15 protein-coding genes are annotated in these 12,390 nt (G+C 72.9%); 9 read left to right on the plus strand and 6 right to left on the minus strand.

Features of this window, described 5'->3' with window-relative positions:
• Window positions 1–11 precede the first annotated feature (11 nt).
• Window positions 12–1,031: an ACP S-malonyltransferase gene (locus tag EMA17_RS11960; RefSeq protein ID WP_160161380.1), complete on the minus strand. Its 1,020-nt coding sequence runs from the start codon at window positions 1,029–1,031 to the stop codon at window positions 12–14.
• Between the two features lie 427 nt (window positions 1,032–1,458).
• On the opposite strand from EMA17_RS11960, the gene EMA17_RS11965 reads away from it, so the two are divergent.
• Both EMA17_RS11965 and EMA17_RS11970 read left to right on the plus strand, forming a co-directional pair.
• Window positions 1,459–1,941 carry a hypothetical protein gene (locus EMA17_RS11965; protein ID WP_126636911.1) on the plus strand — a complete coding sequence of 161 codons (483 nt, stop codon included), beginning with the start codon at window positions 1,459–1,461 and terminating at the stop codon, window positions 1,939–1,941.
• A 43-nt stretch (window positions 1,942–1,984) separates the two neighbouring features.
• Window positions 1,985–2,893, plus strand: coding sequence for a Gfo/Idh/MocA family protein (locus EMA17_RS11970; RefSeq protein WP_126636912.1), 909 nt, complete (start codon window positions 1,985–1,987; stop codon window positions 2,891–2,893).
• Between the two features lie 92 nt (window positions 2,894–2,985).
• Here the strand turns inward: EMA17_RS11970 and EMA17_RS11975 are convergent, their stop codons facing one another.
• Complete coding sequence (locus tag EMA17_RS11975; RefSeq protein ID WP_126636913.1) at window positions 2,986–3,423, minus strand: ankyrin repeat domain-containing protein; 438 nt, start codon at window positions 3,421–3,423, stop codon at window positions 2,986–2,988.
• A gap of 74 nt (window positions 3,424–3,497) precedes the next feature.
• On the minus strand, window positions 3,498–3,929 hold the full coding sequence (locus tag EMA17_RS11980) for a hypothetical protein (RefSeq protein WP_126636914.1): 432 nt from the start codon (window positions 3,927–3,929) through the stop codon (window positions 3,498–3,500).
• A 200-nt stretch (window positions 3,930–4,129) separates the two neighbouring features.
• On the opposite strand from EMA17_RS11980, the gene EMA17_RS11985 reads away from it, so the two are divergent.
• Window positions 4,130–5,017 (plus strand): SecDF P1 head subdomain-containing protein, encoded by an 888-nt coding sequence (locus EMA17_RS11985; RefSeq protein ID WP_126636915.1) that lies wholly within the window; start codon window positions 4,130–4,132, stop codon window positions 5,015–5,017.
• Here EMA17_RS11985 and EMA17_RS11990 read toward each other — a convergent pair.
• A complete protein-coding gene (locus EMA17_RS11990; RefSeq protein ID WP_246126603.1) occupies window positions 4,986–5,576 on the minus strand; it encodes a MarR family transcriptional regulator in 591 nt (196 codons plus the stop codon). The genes EMA17_RS11985 and EMA17_RS11990 overlap by 32 nt on opposite strands.
• 72 nt (window positions 5,577–5,648) lie before the next feature.
• On the opposite strand from EMA17_RS11990, the gene pip reads away from it, so the two are divergent.
• From pip to EMA17_RS12005, 3 genes are all read left to right on the plus strand, one after another.
• Window positions 5,649–6,605, plus strand: coding sequence for a prolyl aminopeptidase (gene pip / locus EMA17_RS11995; protein ID WP_126636916.1), 957 nt, complete (start codon window positions 5,649–5,651; stop codon window positions 6,603–6,605).
• A 70-nt stretch (window positions 6,606–6,675) separates the two neighbouring features.
• Window positions 6,676–7,167: a DUF1877 family protein gene (locus EMA17_RS12000; protein WP_126636917.1), complete on the plus strand. Its 492-nt coding sequence runs from the start codon at window positions 6,676–6,678 to the stop codon at window positions 7,165–7,167.
• Between the two features lie 88 nt (window positions 7,168–7,255).
• Entirely contained in the window at window positions 7,256–7,744 is a 489-nt protein-coding gene (locus EMA17_RS12005) for a GNAT family N-acetyltransferase (protein ID WP_126636918.1), read from the plus strand.
• Here the strand turns inward: EMA17_RS12005 and EMA17_RS12010 are convergent.
• Entirely contained in the window at window positions 7,725–8,723 is a 999-nt protein-coding gene (locus EMA17_RS12010; RefSeq protein ID WP_126636919.1) for an acetylxylan esterase, read from the minus strand. The two genes, EMA17_RS12005 and EMA17_RS12010, sit on opposite strands and share 20 nt — an antisense overlap.
• A gap of 319 nt (window positions 8,724–9,042) precedes the next feature.
• On the opposite strand from EMA17_RS12010, the gene EMA17_RS52900 reads away from it, so the two are divergent.
• The 3 genes from EMA17_RS52900 (at window position 9,043) to EMA17_RS12025 (ending at window position 11,284) form a co-directional block, all read left to right on the plus strand.
• The gene (locus EMA17_RS52900) at window positions 9,043–9,861 is read left to right on the plus strand and encodes a GtrA domain-containing protein (protein WP_174861348.1); all 819 of its coding nucleotides are present in this window, start codon (window positions 9,043–9,045) and stop codon (window positions 9,859–9,861) included.
• 28 nt (window positions 9,862–9,889) lie between these two features.
• The gene (locus EMA17_RS12020) at window positions 9,890–10,645 is read left to right on the plus strand and encodes a class I SAM-dependent methyltransferase (protein ID WP_126636920.1); all 756 of its coding nucleotides are present in this window, start codon (window positions 9,890–9,892) and stop codon (window positions 10,643–10,645) included.
• Window positions 10,646–10,735: 90 nt separating this feature from the next.
• On the plus strand, window positions 10,736–11,284 hold the full coding sequence (locus EMA17_RS12025; protein WP_126636921.1) for a GNAT family N-acetyltransferase: 549 nt from the start codon (window positions 10,736–10,738) through the stop codon (window positions 11,282–11,284).
• Here EMA17_RS12025 and EMA17_RS12030 read toward each other — a convergent pair.
• A complete protein-coding gene (locus tag EMA17_RS12030; RefSeq protein ID WP_126636922.1) occupies window positions 11,271–12,296 on the minus strand; it encodes an AraC family transcriptional regulator in 1,026 nt (341 codons plus the stop codon). The genes EMA17_RS12025 and EMA17_RS12030 overlap by 14 nt on opposite strands.
• Window positions 12,297–12,390 lie beyond the last annotated feature (94 nt).

Raw genomic sequence — 12,390 nt, forward strand, 5'->3', positions numbered from 1 at the left:
GTCTCCCGCGCTCAGCCCGCGGGCACCCCTGACGGAGCCGCGAGCGCGGCCGGGTCGAGGGGCAACAATCCGCACGTGCGCAGCGTGTCCGCGACGCCGACGACATCGGCGCCGGCCGCCACCGGCACCGCGGTACGCACCCGCGGGTCGGCGGCCCGCGCGAACGCCCCCAGCACGTCCCGGGCCCCGGTCTCCACGAACACCTCGATCCCCCGCTCCCGCAACGTGGTCACCGCGTTGCGATAACGCACCGGGTGCCGCAACTGTCCGACCACGCCGTCGCGCAACTCCCGCTCGTCGGCGTAGTCACGCCCGAGCAGCGGCGACAACACCGGATAGCGGGGAGCGCGGAACTCGACATCGGTGCCGAGCCGACGCCACTCGGTCGCCGCCGACTCGCGCAACCGGTTGTGGAACAGGGTGCGCACGGTCAGCGGCTTCGAGGCCACCGCCCGCCGCTTCGCCAACGCGGCGAACGTCGCCAACGATTCGTCCGGCCCGGACACGACCGTGTGCTTCGCCGAGTTGTCACAGGCCAGATCGAGCCCCGGCAACTGCGCCGAACCCAGCAGCTCCAGGGTGTGCCCCGGAGCCAGCCGCAGGGTGAGCAGCCCACCCGGATCGGTGGTGTACAGGGTGCAGGCCGCGGACCGCGCCAGGTACAACCGCGCCCCGTCGCCCGCGGTGAACACCCCGGCCGCGGCCAGCGCCGCCATCTCGCCCAGGCTGTGCCCGAGCAGCACGTCGGGACGGATCCCGAAGTCGCCCTCCAACAACCGGAACGCGGCCAGCGCCCCGGCGTAGATGGCCAGATGCAGGGCCAGCTCGTGCCGATCCATCAACTCGTGCGCGTCCGGCGCGTTGGGATCGACGAGCAGGCGCGACGGCGGCAGGGTGGCCCGATCGCCCACCGCGTCGTCGACCTCGTCCAGGGTGTCGCGGACGGCGGGCCGATCCTGGAGCCGGCGCAACGCGCCCGGCACATAGGAGCCAACACCGGGCATGACGATCGCGGTACGTGGCACGCTCACGGAGACTCTCCCTTGGCTCGGTGGTCTCTGGCACCAGGAGGCGACTCGCGGGACTCGCGGCAACGGTTGCGCCGCGCGACTCGCGGATCGCCCCCGCTCATGGCGGAAGCCCGGGCGCGCGGGTCGGGCGCGGTCCGGGTCGGGCGGTGGGGACAGGGCCGTGGGCGGCGGGTCGGGGATGGAGGACGGCCCAGGGTTCCAGGAGAGTCGAGCCGGCCCGTGCCCGCAACCGCGCCCCACGCCGCGACCACCCCAGGGCCCGGCCGCGCACACGCCGGCCGACCGAGCCGGAGCCGGCGTCGGGCGGCCCGCGTCGGCCGTTCGGCCGTATGCCATCCGGGTGGCCCGGCCCCCGAGCGGGTCGCCGATTCGAGGGGAGAGCGCCGTCCGCCCGTCGCCCAGGCGCACCCGGATCGTTGGGCCGAACGTGAACACCTCCAGCCGGGCACTCGCCGCCGGCCTCGTCGCGGCCGCCGCCCTCACCGGATCCGCCGCCGCCGCGCCGGCCCCCGACGCCGGCACCACGGTCGTGGTGACCGGCGACGATCGTCAGGTGGCGGCGGACGACGTCGCGGTCCGCCACGACCCCTCCGAACACTCCGCCGCGGTCGAGATCGTGCACCGCGGCGACGTACTCACCGTGCGGCACACCTCGACCACCGACCCGGCCACGACGGACGACGCGAGTCACGCGTGGCTCGCGGTCGGCGACCGCCGGACCGGCGCACACGGCCTCGTACGCCCCACCGACCTGCCGCCCACCCCGCCGCGCCCGGCCCACGCCGCCCCGGGTCCCACCGCGGCCGCGGCCGAACCGTCGGGCCCGCGCGTGGAACACGGGCCGGAGGTGGCGCCGGTGGATCCGGGAACACCGCGGGCCGAGGGCACCCCTATGCTGACCACGCCATGACCCGGGCGTCCGGCCCGGCGGCGTACATACGCGAGGGGTTCGCATGAGGGTCGGCGTCATCGGGTTGGGCGACATCGCGGAAAAGGCCTACCTGCCGGTCCTCTCGACGCTGCCGGACCTCGACCTGCGGCTGCACACCCGTACGCCCGAGACGCTGCGCCGGATCGCCGCCGCGTACCGCGTGCCCGCCGAGCACTGCCACGCCGATCTCGACGGGTTGCTCGCCGACGGGCTGGACGCGGCCTTCGTCCACGCCGCCACCTCCGCGCACCCGGCGCTGGTGACCCGGTTGCTGGAGGCGGGCGTGCCCACGTTCGTGGACAAGCCGCTGGCGTACACCCTGGCCGACAGTGCGCGCCTGCTGGAGCTGTCCCGCGAGCGCGGCGTCGGCCTGATGGTCGGCTTCAACCGTCGCCATGTACCGGCCTACGCGGCGAGCCGGGAGTTGCCGCGCGATCTGATCGTGGTGCGGCGCAACCGGGTCGACACCGCGCGCGAGGTGCGGACCGTCGTCTTCGACGACCTGATCCACGTGGTCGACACGCTGCGCTTCCTCGCGCCGGGCACGATCGAGCGGGTCGACGTGCGGGCGCGCGTCGTGGACGGGCTGGCGCAACACTTCGTCCTGCACCTGTCCGGCGCGGGGTTCAGCGCGATCGGCACGCTCAACCTCCGCAGCGGGTCGAACGAGGAGATCCTGGAGGTCTCCGGCCGGGACACGATGCGCGAGGTGTACAACCTGGCCGACGTGGTCGACCACGACCGCGGCCTGCCGACGGCGCGGCGGCGCGGCGACTGGACGCCGATCGCCCGGCAACGCGGGATCGAGCAACTCGTGCTGTCCTTCACGGAGGCGGTCCGCACCGGCGTGTTCCCCGACCTCGACGACGTGCTGCGCACCCACGAGATGTGCGAACTGGTGGTCACCGAGGTGGAGAAGCACACCGGCTGAGCCGAGGGCGGACGAACCGACGCGGCCGCGGGCGGAGTCGGCGCCCGGAGCGGGCGAAGTCGCGCCGAAGCCCCAGTCGGCGCCGCCCTCGCCTATCGCCCCACCGCGCCGTGATCGGCCCGGGCACCCGCCGCCCGCAGCACGGCCGCCGTGTCCGCGTGGGAGCCGGCCTCGGCCCAGTGCAGCGGGGTGTGCCCGGTGCCGTGGTCCTCGCGCAGGTGGGGATCCGCGCCGTGGGCGAGCAGTTCGCGGACGGTCTCGGTGTGTCCCCAGCAGGCCGCCGCGCACAGCGGGGTGCCCTCGGTGCCGTGTCCGCTCTCGGTGTCGGGCGCGGCGCCGGCCCGGAGCAGGAGCGTCACCACGTCGGTGGCGCCGTGCACCGAGGCGGCGTACAGGGGGGTGGTGCCGTGCCGGTCGGCCCGGTTCGGATCGGCACCCGCCCGCAGCGCGGCGGTCGCCGCGGCGAACCGGCCCAGTCCGGCGGCGTCCACCAGCAGTGTCGACAGTCGTTTGCGCTCACGATTGTTCACGCCGGCGAGGGTAGCGGGGCGAGCACGACCGACGGCGACGATTTCCGGGTCGCCGGCGCGGGTCGAGGTCGGTCTCAGACGCGGTGTCGGGCTGCGGCCCGGGTGCTTTCCTCCACCCAGGCGATCTCGTAGTCGCGGTCGAGGCGGTTCTGCTCGTCCTCGGAGAGGTGGTCCAGGGCCGGGCGCAGGTCGCGTTGTTCGTGCAGCAGGAGGCCGTCCATCGCGGATGCCGCGTCCTGTGCCTCGTCGTGGAAACCCTGGCCCTCCGGGCCGAGTCGCGCGGCCGAGTCCAGGAACGCCTCGATCCGGCGGCCCTGCGCGATCGCGGCGTCGACGTGGCCGGCCCGGTGCTCGTCGGCGTCGCGGACCGCCGGGTACAACACCCGCTCCTTGGTCGCGAGGGTCGCCCGGATCGCGGCGTCGGCCTCGGCGAAGAGCGCGACGGTGCTCTGCGGGGTGGCCCGCCACCGGCGGATCAGCTCACGGAGGTTGCGGTTGTCCAGCACGGTTGTCTCCTCGCACGTCGACTCGGCCGCGCGCGTCCGCCCCGGGCGGACGGGGCGGACCGGCGGGCATCACATCCGGGACCAGTGCCCTTTTCGGTCGGGATCATCCCTGGATCCGCGGGGTGCGGGGCCTCCCGCGCGCGGTTCGCGGGCGTCGGGGGCGTTTCCGACCGGCCCGGCGAGCCGGCATGGTGTGGCGGGTGACTCAGCCAACGTGTACGCGCCGCGCCGCCCGGTCCCTCGTCGTCACCGTCGCGGTGGCCGCCGTGCTGGGGGTGGCGGGGTGTTCGTCGGATGATCCGGTGAAGTTCAAGGACGGCGACCACACCAAGCCGGCGGACGAGGCATCGGGCCGGGACGTCGCCGAGGCCCGCCTGGTCCCGGAACGCGCGCTGGACGAGCGGCAGTTGGCCGCCTCGGCGGAGACCATCCGCAAGCGGGCGAGCGCGGGGCGGCTGCCGGTGAAGTCGGTGACGGTGCGGGACGGCGCGCTGGTGGTGCGGATCGGGGTGACCACGTCGGGGGACGACTCCCGGGGGCGGCTCGCGGCGATCGCGCGCACCGGACAGTTGAGCGTGCGCGCCGTGACGACGGCGACGCCGTACCCGTCCGCGACCGGGGGCCCGGGCGACACGGCGGCTCCCTCGGGCGGGCCGGAGTGCGGCGATCCGGCGGTGTCGCGGGTGGACGATCCCGCCGCGCCGATCGTGGCCTGCGACGACAAGCAGATGGCGAAGTACACGCTGGCGCCCGCGGTGATCACCGGGGTCGATGTGGCGAAGGCGGAGGCCAAGGCGCCCCAGGGCACCGGTGGTTGGGAGATACAGCTCGACTGGACGCAGAAGGGCCAGGCCGCCTTCACCACGCTCACCGCCGATGCGGCCCGGCGCGACCCGCCCGCCAACCAGGTCGCGATCGTGTGGGACGGCCGGGTGCTGGTGGCGCCGATGGTGCGATCCGCGATCCCCGGGGCCGCGGTGATCTCCGGCACCTACACCGAGGCGGATGCCCGGCAACTGGCCGGGACCATCGGCTCGGGCATGCTGCCGGCGGCGTTCAGGGTCGAGTCGTTCGAGCCGGGGCGCTGAGGGTTCCCGTCCCTTCCGGGAGCGGGTCCGGACGTGGCCGCTCCTGGTGCGCGGCCATGGCGTCGGCGATCCGGTCCCGCATCGGGCGGCGGTCCAGGGCGGTCAGTGCTTCGTCGATCAACCGGCTGAGGGGGTAGGGGAGTTCGGCCTCCAGGGCACGGGCGGCGGTGGTGGTGGCCGCCCATTCGGCGTCCAGGACGGGCAGCAGGCGTTCGGCCTCGGGGGTGGTGGTGACGATGCGTCGGCGGGCGTCGGCCCCGGGGGAGAGGGTGACCAGGCCCGCCTTGACCATGTGCGCCACGGTCTGGCTCGCGGCCGAGTGGGTGACGCCGATCGCGGCGGCCAGGTCGCGGATCGAGGCGGGCCCGTGCGCCGCCAGGACCCGGACCACGGGCGTGTACCGCGGGCGGAATCCGGCCGGCCCGAGGTCGGCGTAGGCCGCGGCGACACCCGCGTCGAGGAGGTCGAGCAGGTGCCGCAGCCTGGTCCCGAGCAGTTCCGGGCCGGGGGTCGTTCCGACGGGCGGCGTCGGGGGTGGCGGGCTCATGGGCGGGGTCATGGCGGTAAATATAACAGCGCTGTTGTATTAGAGTCGGCCCCTGCCCACTCGCCCTTCGACCGAGGGAACACCGTGACCGTTCCATATCCGCCGATCGAGCCCTACGAGCACGGAATGCTCGACGTCGGGGACGGCAACCGCGTCTACTGGGAGAGCTGCGGGAATCCCGCCGGGAAGCCCGCGCTCGTTGTGCACGGCGGTCCGGGGTCCGGGTGTTCGACGGGAGTGCGGCAACTGTTCGACCCGAGTCGCTACCGCGTCGTGCTCTTCGACCAGCGCGGGTGCGGGCGCAGTACGCCGCACGCGAGCGATCCGGACACCGACATGCGGCACAACACCACCGAGCACCTGCTCGCCGACATCGAGCGGCTGCGCGAACACCTGGGCCTGGAACGCTGGTTGCTGTACGGCGGCTCGTGGGGGTCGACGCTGATCCTGGCCTACGCGCAGCGCCATCCCGGGCGGGTGTCCGAGATCGTCATCCCGGCCGTCACCAGCACCCGTCGGGTCGAGATCGACTGGCTGTATCGCGGGGTCGGCCGTTTCCTGCCCGCCGAGTGGGAGCGTTTTCGGGACGTGCTGCCCGAGGGCGAGCGCGACGACCCGGTCGCGGGCTACGCCCGTCTTCTGGAGCACCCGGATCCGGCGGTGCGCGAGCACGCGGTGCGGGAGTGGTGCGCGTGGGAGGACGCGGTGGTCGGGGGCGAACCGAACGGCCGGCCCGGCGCGTACGGCGGCCGTCCTCCGGCGTCCCGCACCGCGCTGGTGCGGATCGCCGCGCACTACTTCTCGCACGGCGCGTGGTTGTCCGAGGGTGTCCTGATCCGCGATGCCGGCCGACTCGCCGGCATCCCGGGCGTACTGATCCACGGCCGCCTCGACCTGAGCAGCCCGCTGGAAACCGCCTGGCGCCTGGCCCGGGCCTGGCCGGACGCCACGCTGGAGGTCGTCGACGACGCCGGACACCTGGGCAGCGACACGATGCGCGCCACGATCCTGTCCGCCCTCGACCGCTTCGCCGCCACCTGAGCCGCCCGAGCCGACCACCCGTCGACCCGGCCGGCATCCTGGTGCCGACATCGACGGGCGGAGGGCTGACATGGGTGGTCGTGCGGTGTTGTTCGCGGTGGACGCCGAGGCGTCGGAGCGACTCCTGGCGGCGGACGACGACGCGGCCGTCATGGCGGTCGTCGACGAGGTCGAGGAGCGCTGGGACCGGTCCCGGCTCACCGAGTTGGACAAGGCGTGGGACGCCCTCCACCGCTGCCTGACCGACGGCACGTTGACCTACGAAGGCGGCGAATACCCGCTGTCGCACACGCTCCTGGGCGGGTACCTGCTGCACGAGGGCGACGACCACGAGGTCGCCTACGTGTCCCCGGACGAGGTGCGGGACGTGGCCGCGGCGCTGGCTCCGTTGGATGGGCCGTGGTTGCGCGGGCGGTTCGCCGAACTGGAGTTCGTCGACTACGAGGGGACCGCCGACGAGGCGGACATCGCGTACACCGAGCGGTTCCTGCCGGACCTGAAGGAGTTCTATCGCCGGGCCGCCGAGGCCGGGAGCGCGGTGATCTTCACGGTGGACCTCTGAACCGCGGAGCTCCGAACCGTCGACCCGCGGACCGTCGGCCGCGAAAACCGGGTGGCGGGTCCGGGTCGGGATCGGCATGCTGGATCGAATGTTGATCAGGGAAGCGGGAAGCGACGACTGGGCGGCGATCTGGCCGTTCTTCCATGGGATCGTCGCGGCCGGCGAGACGTTCACCTATCCGCTCGACCTGGGGATGGACGAGGGTCGCGAGTGGTGGCTGCCGGCCCCGCCGTCCCGCGCGGTGGTCGCGGTGGACGAGGCCGGAGCGGTGCTCGGCACCGCGAAGATGAATCGCAACCACATGGGCAACGGGTCGCACATCGCCAGTGCCAGTTACATGGTCGACCCCGCACACTCGGGGCGGGGGGTCGGCCGGGCGCTGTGCGAATACACCATCGAGTGGGCCCGGGCGCAGGGCTACCGGGCGATGCAGTTCAACTCGGTCGTGGCGACGAACGAGCACGCGGTGCGGCTGTACCGCAGCCTCGGCTTCGAGGTGATCGGCACCCTGCCGGAGGGGTTCGACCACCCGAAACACGGCTACGTCGGGCTGCACATCATGCACTTGGCGCTGTGAGTCGGTCGATTCCGAAGGCGCCGCGCAGGTAGGTCAGGTTCAGCCCGTCCTGGTACGCGCCGCCGCCCTCGTGGCCGTTGAACGTGTACACCTCCATGCGCTTGTCCGCCGCGTAGTGGTGGTAGGCGGCGTACACCGTGGAGGGCGGGCACGTGGTGTCCATCAGCGCCACGCTGAACCGCGCCGGGGCGGTCGCGCGGGCGCCGTGGTTGACCGCGTCGAAGTAGTCGAGGGTGCGGAACGCCCGGTCGACGCGGTCCCGGTGTACGGCGAGGTAGCGGGCCAGTTCGCCGTAGGGGCCCGTCGCGGCGATCTCCGCGCCGCGGCGGAAGTGGCACAGGAACGGTACGTCGGCCACCACCGCGGTCAGGTCGGGCACCAGGCCGGCGACCGTGAGGGCCAGGCCCCCGCCCTGGCTCGCGCCAAGCGCGGCGATCCGGGTCGGGTCGACGGCCGGATGGCTGCGGGCGACGGCGATCGCCCGGACCGCGTCGACGGTGACCCGGCGGTAGTAGTACCGATCCGGGTCGGTGACGCCCCGGGTCAAGAAGCCCGGGTGACCGGCGCCGTCGCCCGAGGGCGCGTCGTCCCCCGTGGCGCCGGCGCGCCAACTGCCGCCCTGGCCGCGCACGTCGATCACGAGATGGGCGAACCCGGCGGCGGCGTACAGCAGTTGCTCGTGCGGCAGACCCCGACCGCCGCCGTATCCGGGGAACTCCACGACACACGGCAGGGGCCCGTCCCGATGCACGGGCAGCACCAGCCACCCGTGCACCCGTTGGCCGCCGTGGCCCGCGAAGGAGACGTCGTACACCTCGACCGCGGTCAGCGGACCGGTCTCGGGCGTGAACGTCGGGGCGAGGGGGTGGGCGTCGGCCTCGTCGAGCGTACGGGCCCAGAAGGCGTCGAAGTCGGCCGGCTCTGACCGTTCCGGGCGAAACTGGTCCAACTCCGGCAGTGACAGGTCGCTCAGGGGCATGGCGGGTTCCTCTCCGAGGGGTGGTTCTGATCGGCATTGTCGGGGCCGGCGGATCACGGTGATCACCCGGGGCGGGGCGCCGACCGAACGGGTGCCCGATCCAAGGGTGTTCCCTGAGGAGTAGGGGGCCGTGGACGTAGGTTCCCGGCAGTACTTTTGTCGCCCTCACTGCGTCGTCGGGAGTAGTACCCCTAGGGGGGAGTCCTCCCCAAGCAGTAACAGCAGTACCTACACACGACTGATTCACCGGTGCTTCCGGACCTCTAGATTTGTCGAGTAGAAGACGACGACCGGTCGAAGAAGAGGAACCAGGGGACTCATGAGCGCCGCAGGGAAGTCGGGGACCGTGGCCGCGTTCGTGCGCTTCGTCGTCTGCGGCGGTGGCACCGGACTCGCGTCGAGCGCCGCGCTCGTGGCCCTCACCGGGCACCTCTCCATAGCCGTCGCCAACGCCCTGGTGACCGTGGTCTTCACGCTCCTGGCGACCGAACTGCACAGCCGGTTCACCTTCGGCGCGGGTCGGGCGCGGGGCCGACTGCACGTCCAGGCCGCGCTGTCCGCGCTGGTGTGCTACCTGTTCACCACCGGCGCGATGCTCGCGCTGCACGCGCTGCAGTCGTCGCCCGGCGTGGTCAAGGAGCAGGCGGTCTATCTGACGGCTTCCGGGATCGCCGGGATCGCCCGGTTCCTCTTCCTGCGCTTCGTTGTTCGAGTCCGGGTTCGGGCGCGGTCGAACGCGGCGGAGGTGGAGGCGGGGATCGGGGCCGGGGTGGAGTCGGCGACGGCGACGCGGGCGCGGGTCGCGAGCGCGGCGGCGGAGGTCGGTGCGCCTGCCGGTGTCGCCGTGGCCGCGGGCGAGTCCGCGACCGGGCTCGCTGCCGCGCCGGTGGCCGAGCCCGAGCCCGTGCGCGTGTTCGGGCCCCTGTCGCCGGTGTTCGTGCCCGCCCCCGCGTCCGCGTCCCGCTCCGCGTCGGACGTGGTGTCGGCGCTGCTGTCCGCTCCCGCCTTCGTGCCCACGGCCTCCGCGCCGGAGTCGGCCGGTCGGGGTTCGCGACGGGTGATCGAGTCGCTTGTGATTCTTCCTGCGTCCGACGGCTGGGTCGCGCCGACGCGCGTGGCCATGGTCGCGACGGCGTAGGCGTCATACCTTCGACAGGAGTCCGTGGATGACCCGCGCCGCCGCCGAACACTACGAGCGAATCCTGGCCGCCAACTACACCTGGATGCTGGGTGGCGACCTGGCACCGATCGCCGCCGGGCAGGGCGAGTTGCTGACCGGGTTGGGCGTCGCCCCGACGGCGACGTCCGCCTTGGCCGTGGATCTGGGCTGTGGACCCGGCAATCAGAGTCTGGCCCTGGCCGGACTCGGCTTCGGCCGGGTCCTGGCGGTCGACACCAGCCGGATCCTGCTGGCCGAACTGGCCGAACACGCGGCCGGGTTGCCCGCGATCGAGCCGGTGTACGGGGACATCCGCAAGGTGTTGCCCGAACTCGCCGCGCCGGGTGAGGTCGCGGCCGTGGTGTGCATGGGTGACACGCTCACCCACCTGTCGACGAAGGACGACGTGAGCGCGCTGCTCGCCGAGATCGCGCAGGCTCTCGCCACCGGGGGTCGACTGGTCGTCACCTACCGCGACCTGACCGAAACCCTGCATGGAATCGACCGGTTCATCCCGATACGGAGCACCGACGATCGGGTGTTCACCTGCTTCCTCGAATACCCGGACGACGACACGGTCCTGGTCCACGATCTCCTGCACGTCCACGACGGCACCGGCTGGACCCAGCACGTCGGCAGTTACCCGAAGCTGCGGATCGCCCCGACCTGGCTCGCCGAGCGCTGCCGGGACGTCGGGCTGACGGTCGAGCACAACCGGACGGGCGCGCGCGGCCTACAGGTCCTGGCGGCGCGCAAGGACTGACCCGGGGCCGGGGTCGGTGGGTGTTCCCGCAGGTCGGCACGGGTGGAAATCGGATGCGGGGCGGCCTTCGCCGTGATACTCCAGGCTCCCATGGGAGATCTCGAAACCGCACGACTCGTACTGCACCCGCTGACCGTCGCCGAGACGGAGCGGGTGGTGGCCGGTGAGCCGGCCGCCGACGACCGATGGGAGGTCGGCTATCCGACGGCCGGGGACGTGGCCGGGGGCGGCCGGTTTCTGCGTACCTGCGCGACCGTCGGGGATCCGGGGGCCTTCGGCAACTACGAGATCCGCCGCCGGGAGGACGGCGTGGCGATCGGTGGCATGGGCTTTCACGGCGTGCCGGACGAAAGCGGCACGGTGACGATCGGCTACGGCCTGATCGAGGCGGTGCGCGGGCGCGGCTATGCCACGGAGGCACTGCGTGAACTGTTGCGCTTCGCCCGAGCCGCGGGCGTGCACCGGGTCGTCGGGGACACCGCGCACGACAACGTGGCGTCGCAGCACGTGATGGCGGCGGTGGGGATGCGGCTGGTCAAGGAGGAGGCCGGGCTCAGGCACTACGCGATCGAGTGGTCGCCGGGCGCCGACGGCGCGGAGCCGGTGGCCGATGCCCCGGTCGGGGTCAGGCGCCCGTGACGGCGGTTCTCCGGTAGGCGTCGGGGGTCTGGCCGGTCCAGCGTTGGAAGGCGCGGCGCAGGGCGCGGGCGTCGGTGTAGCCCAGCCGCCCGGCTATCGACTGGACCGGTAGCTCCGTATCGCGCAGGAGTGTCGCGGCGTGTTCGTGCCGCACCGATTCGATCTCGTCCCGCCAGGTGGTCTCCAGGTCGCTCAGCCGGCGCTGGAGGGTGCGCGGGCTCATCGCCATCCGGTGGGCGACCATCTCCAGGCTCAGTTCCTCGCCGCCGAGGGAGGCGGCCAGCACCGATCGGAACCTGCCGTGCCATCCGGCCGCCGGGCGGGCGTTCTCCATCAGGTTGTCCGCGTATCGGCGCAGGATCAGCCCGAGTTCGTCGTCGCCGGGGCCGGTCGGGCCGGGGCGTTCGGCGTCCATGTCGAGGAAGGTCATCGAGTTCGTTCGGGCGCCGAAGTCGATGGCGCGGGTGCCGAACGCCTCGATCAGGTGCCGGTGGTTCTTCGGGGCCCGGTGCGCGAGGGCGACGTGTACGGGGACCACACCCGGGCCGCGGGCGTCGCGTGCCCGCTTGAGCAGGACCGCCATCGCGAATTCGTCGATCGCGGTGACCGCGGCCGGCGAGTAGTTCGCGATGCCGTAGGTGACGGTGAGGCGTCGATCGTCCTCGACCACGGTCATCTCGACCACCGGGTCGGACATCGTCGACACGTAGCGTGCCGCGTCGCGGCAGCCGTCGGCGAACGAGCCGGCGGAGGTGAACAGGTAGTCCCACACGTGCAGCCGACCCAGCGTGGCGTTCTCCGCGGCCCGGATGGCGACGTCGGGCGGTCCGGTGGCGACGGTCAGTTCCCAGGTCCGGACCACGCTGGCGGTGGGCACCCGCATCATCGGGTCCGCCAGCGTCTCCGGCTCGAAGCCCGGCAGATGCGCGAGTTCGCTCATCGCCACCCCGGCCTTCAGGGCAGCGTCCCGCACCACGCGTGCCGCGTGCGAGGAAAGCGTGTACTCGATCACTGCCGGAGCATATCCGGACGGTCGGCCGCAATGGTGATCAGGGATCTGGCGTCTTCGGTCCCCTTGTCGACGCGAAGTGTCCCCCAGTGGGTCG

Source organism: Embleya hyalina, from assembly GCF_003967355.1.
Taxonomy (GTDB): domain Bacteria; phylum Actinomycetota; class Actinomycetes; order Streptomycetales; family Streptomycetaceae; genus Embleya; species Embleya hyalina.

Bases quoted from the DNA above. Each gene is read 5' to 3' on its own strand.
- EMA17_RS52900 (WP_174861348.1), top strand. From the start codon at position 9,043: ATGAGCGCCGCAGGGAAGTCGGGGACCGTGGCCGCGTTCGTGCGCTTC.
- EMA17_RS12010 (WP_126636919.1), bottom strand. From the start codon at position 8,723: ATGCCCCTGAGCGACCTGTCACTGCCGGAGTTGGACCAGTTTCGCCCG.
- EMA17_RS11990 (WP_246126603.1), bottom strand. From the start codon at position 5,576: ATGACCCCGCCCATGAGCCCGCCACCCCCGACGCCGCCCGTCGGAACG.
- EMA17_RS12005 (WP_126636918.1), top strand. From the start codon at position 7,256: ATGTTGATCAGGGAAGCGGGAAGCGACGACTGGGCGGCGATCTGGCCG.
- EMA17_RS11970 (WP_126636912.1), top strand. From the start codon at position 1,985: ATGAGGGTCGGCGTCATCGGGTTGGGCGACATCGCGGAAAAGGCCTAC.
- EMA17_RS12000 (WP_126636917.1), top strand. From the start codon at position 6,676: ATGGGTGGTCGTGCGGTGTTGTTCGCGGTGGACGCCGAGGCGTCGGAG.
- EMA17_RS12020 (WP_126636920.1), top strand. From the start codon at position 9,890: ATGACCCGCGCCGCCGCCGAACACTACGAGCGAATCCTGGCCGCCAAC.
- EMA17_RS12025 (WP_126636921.1), top strand. From the start codon at position 10,736: ATGGGAGATCTCGAAACCGCACGACTCGTACTGCACCCGCTGACCGTC.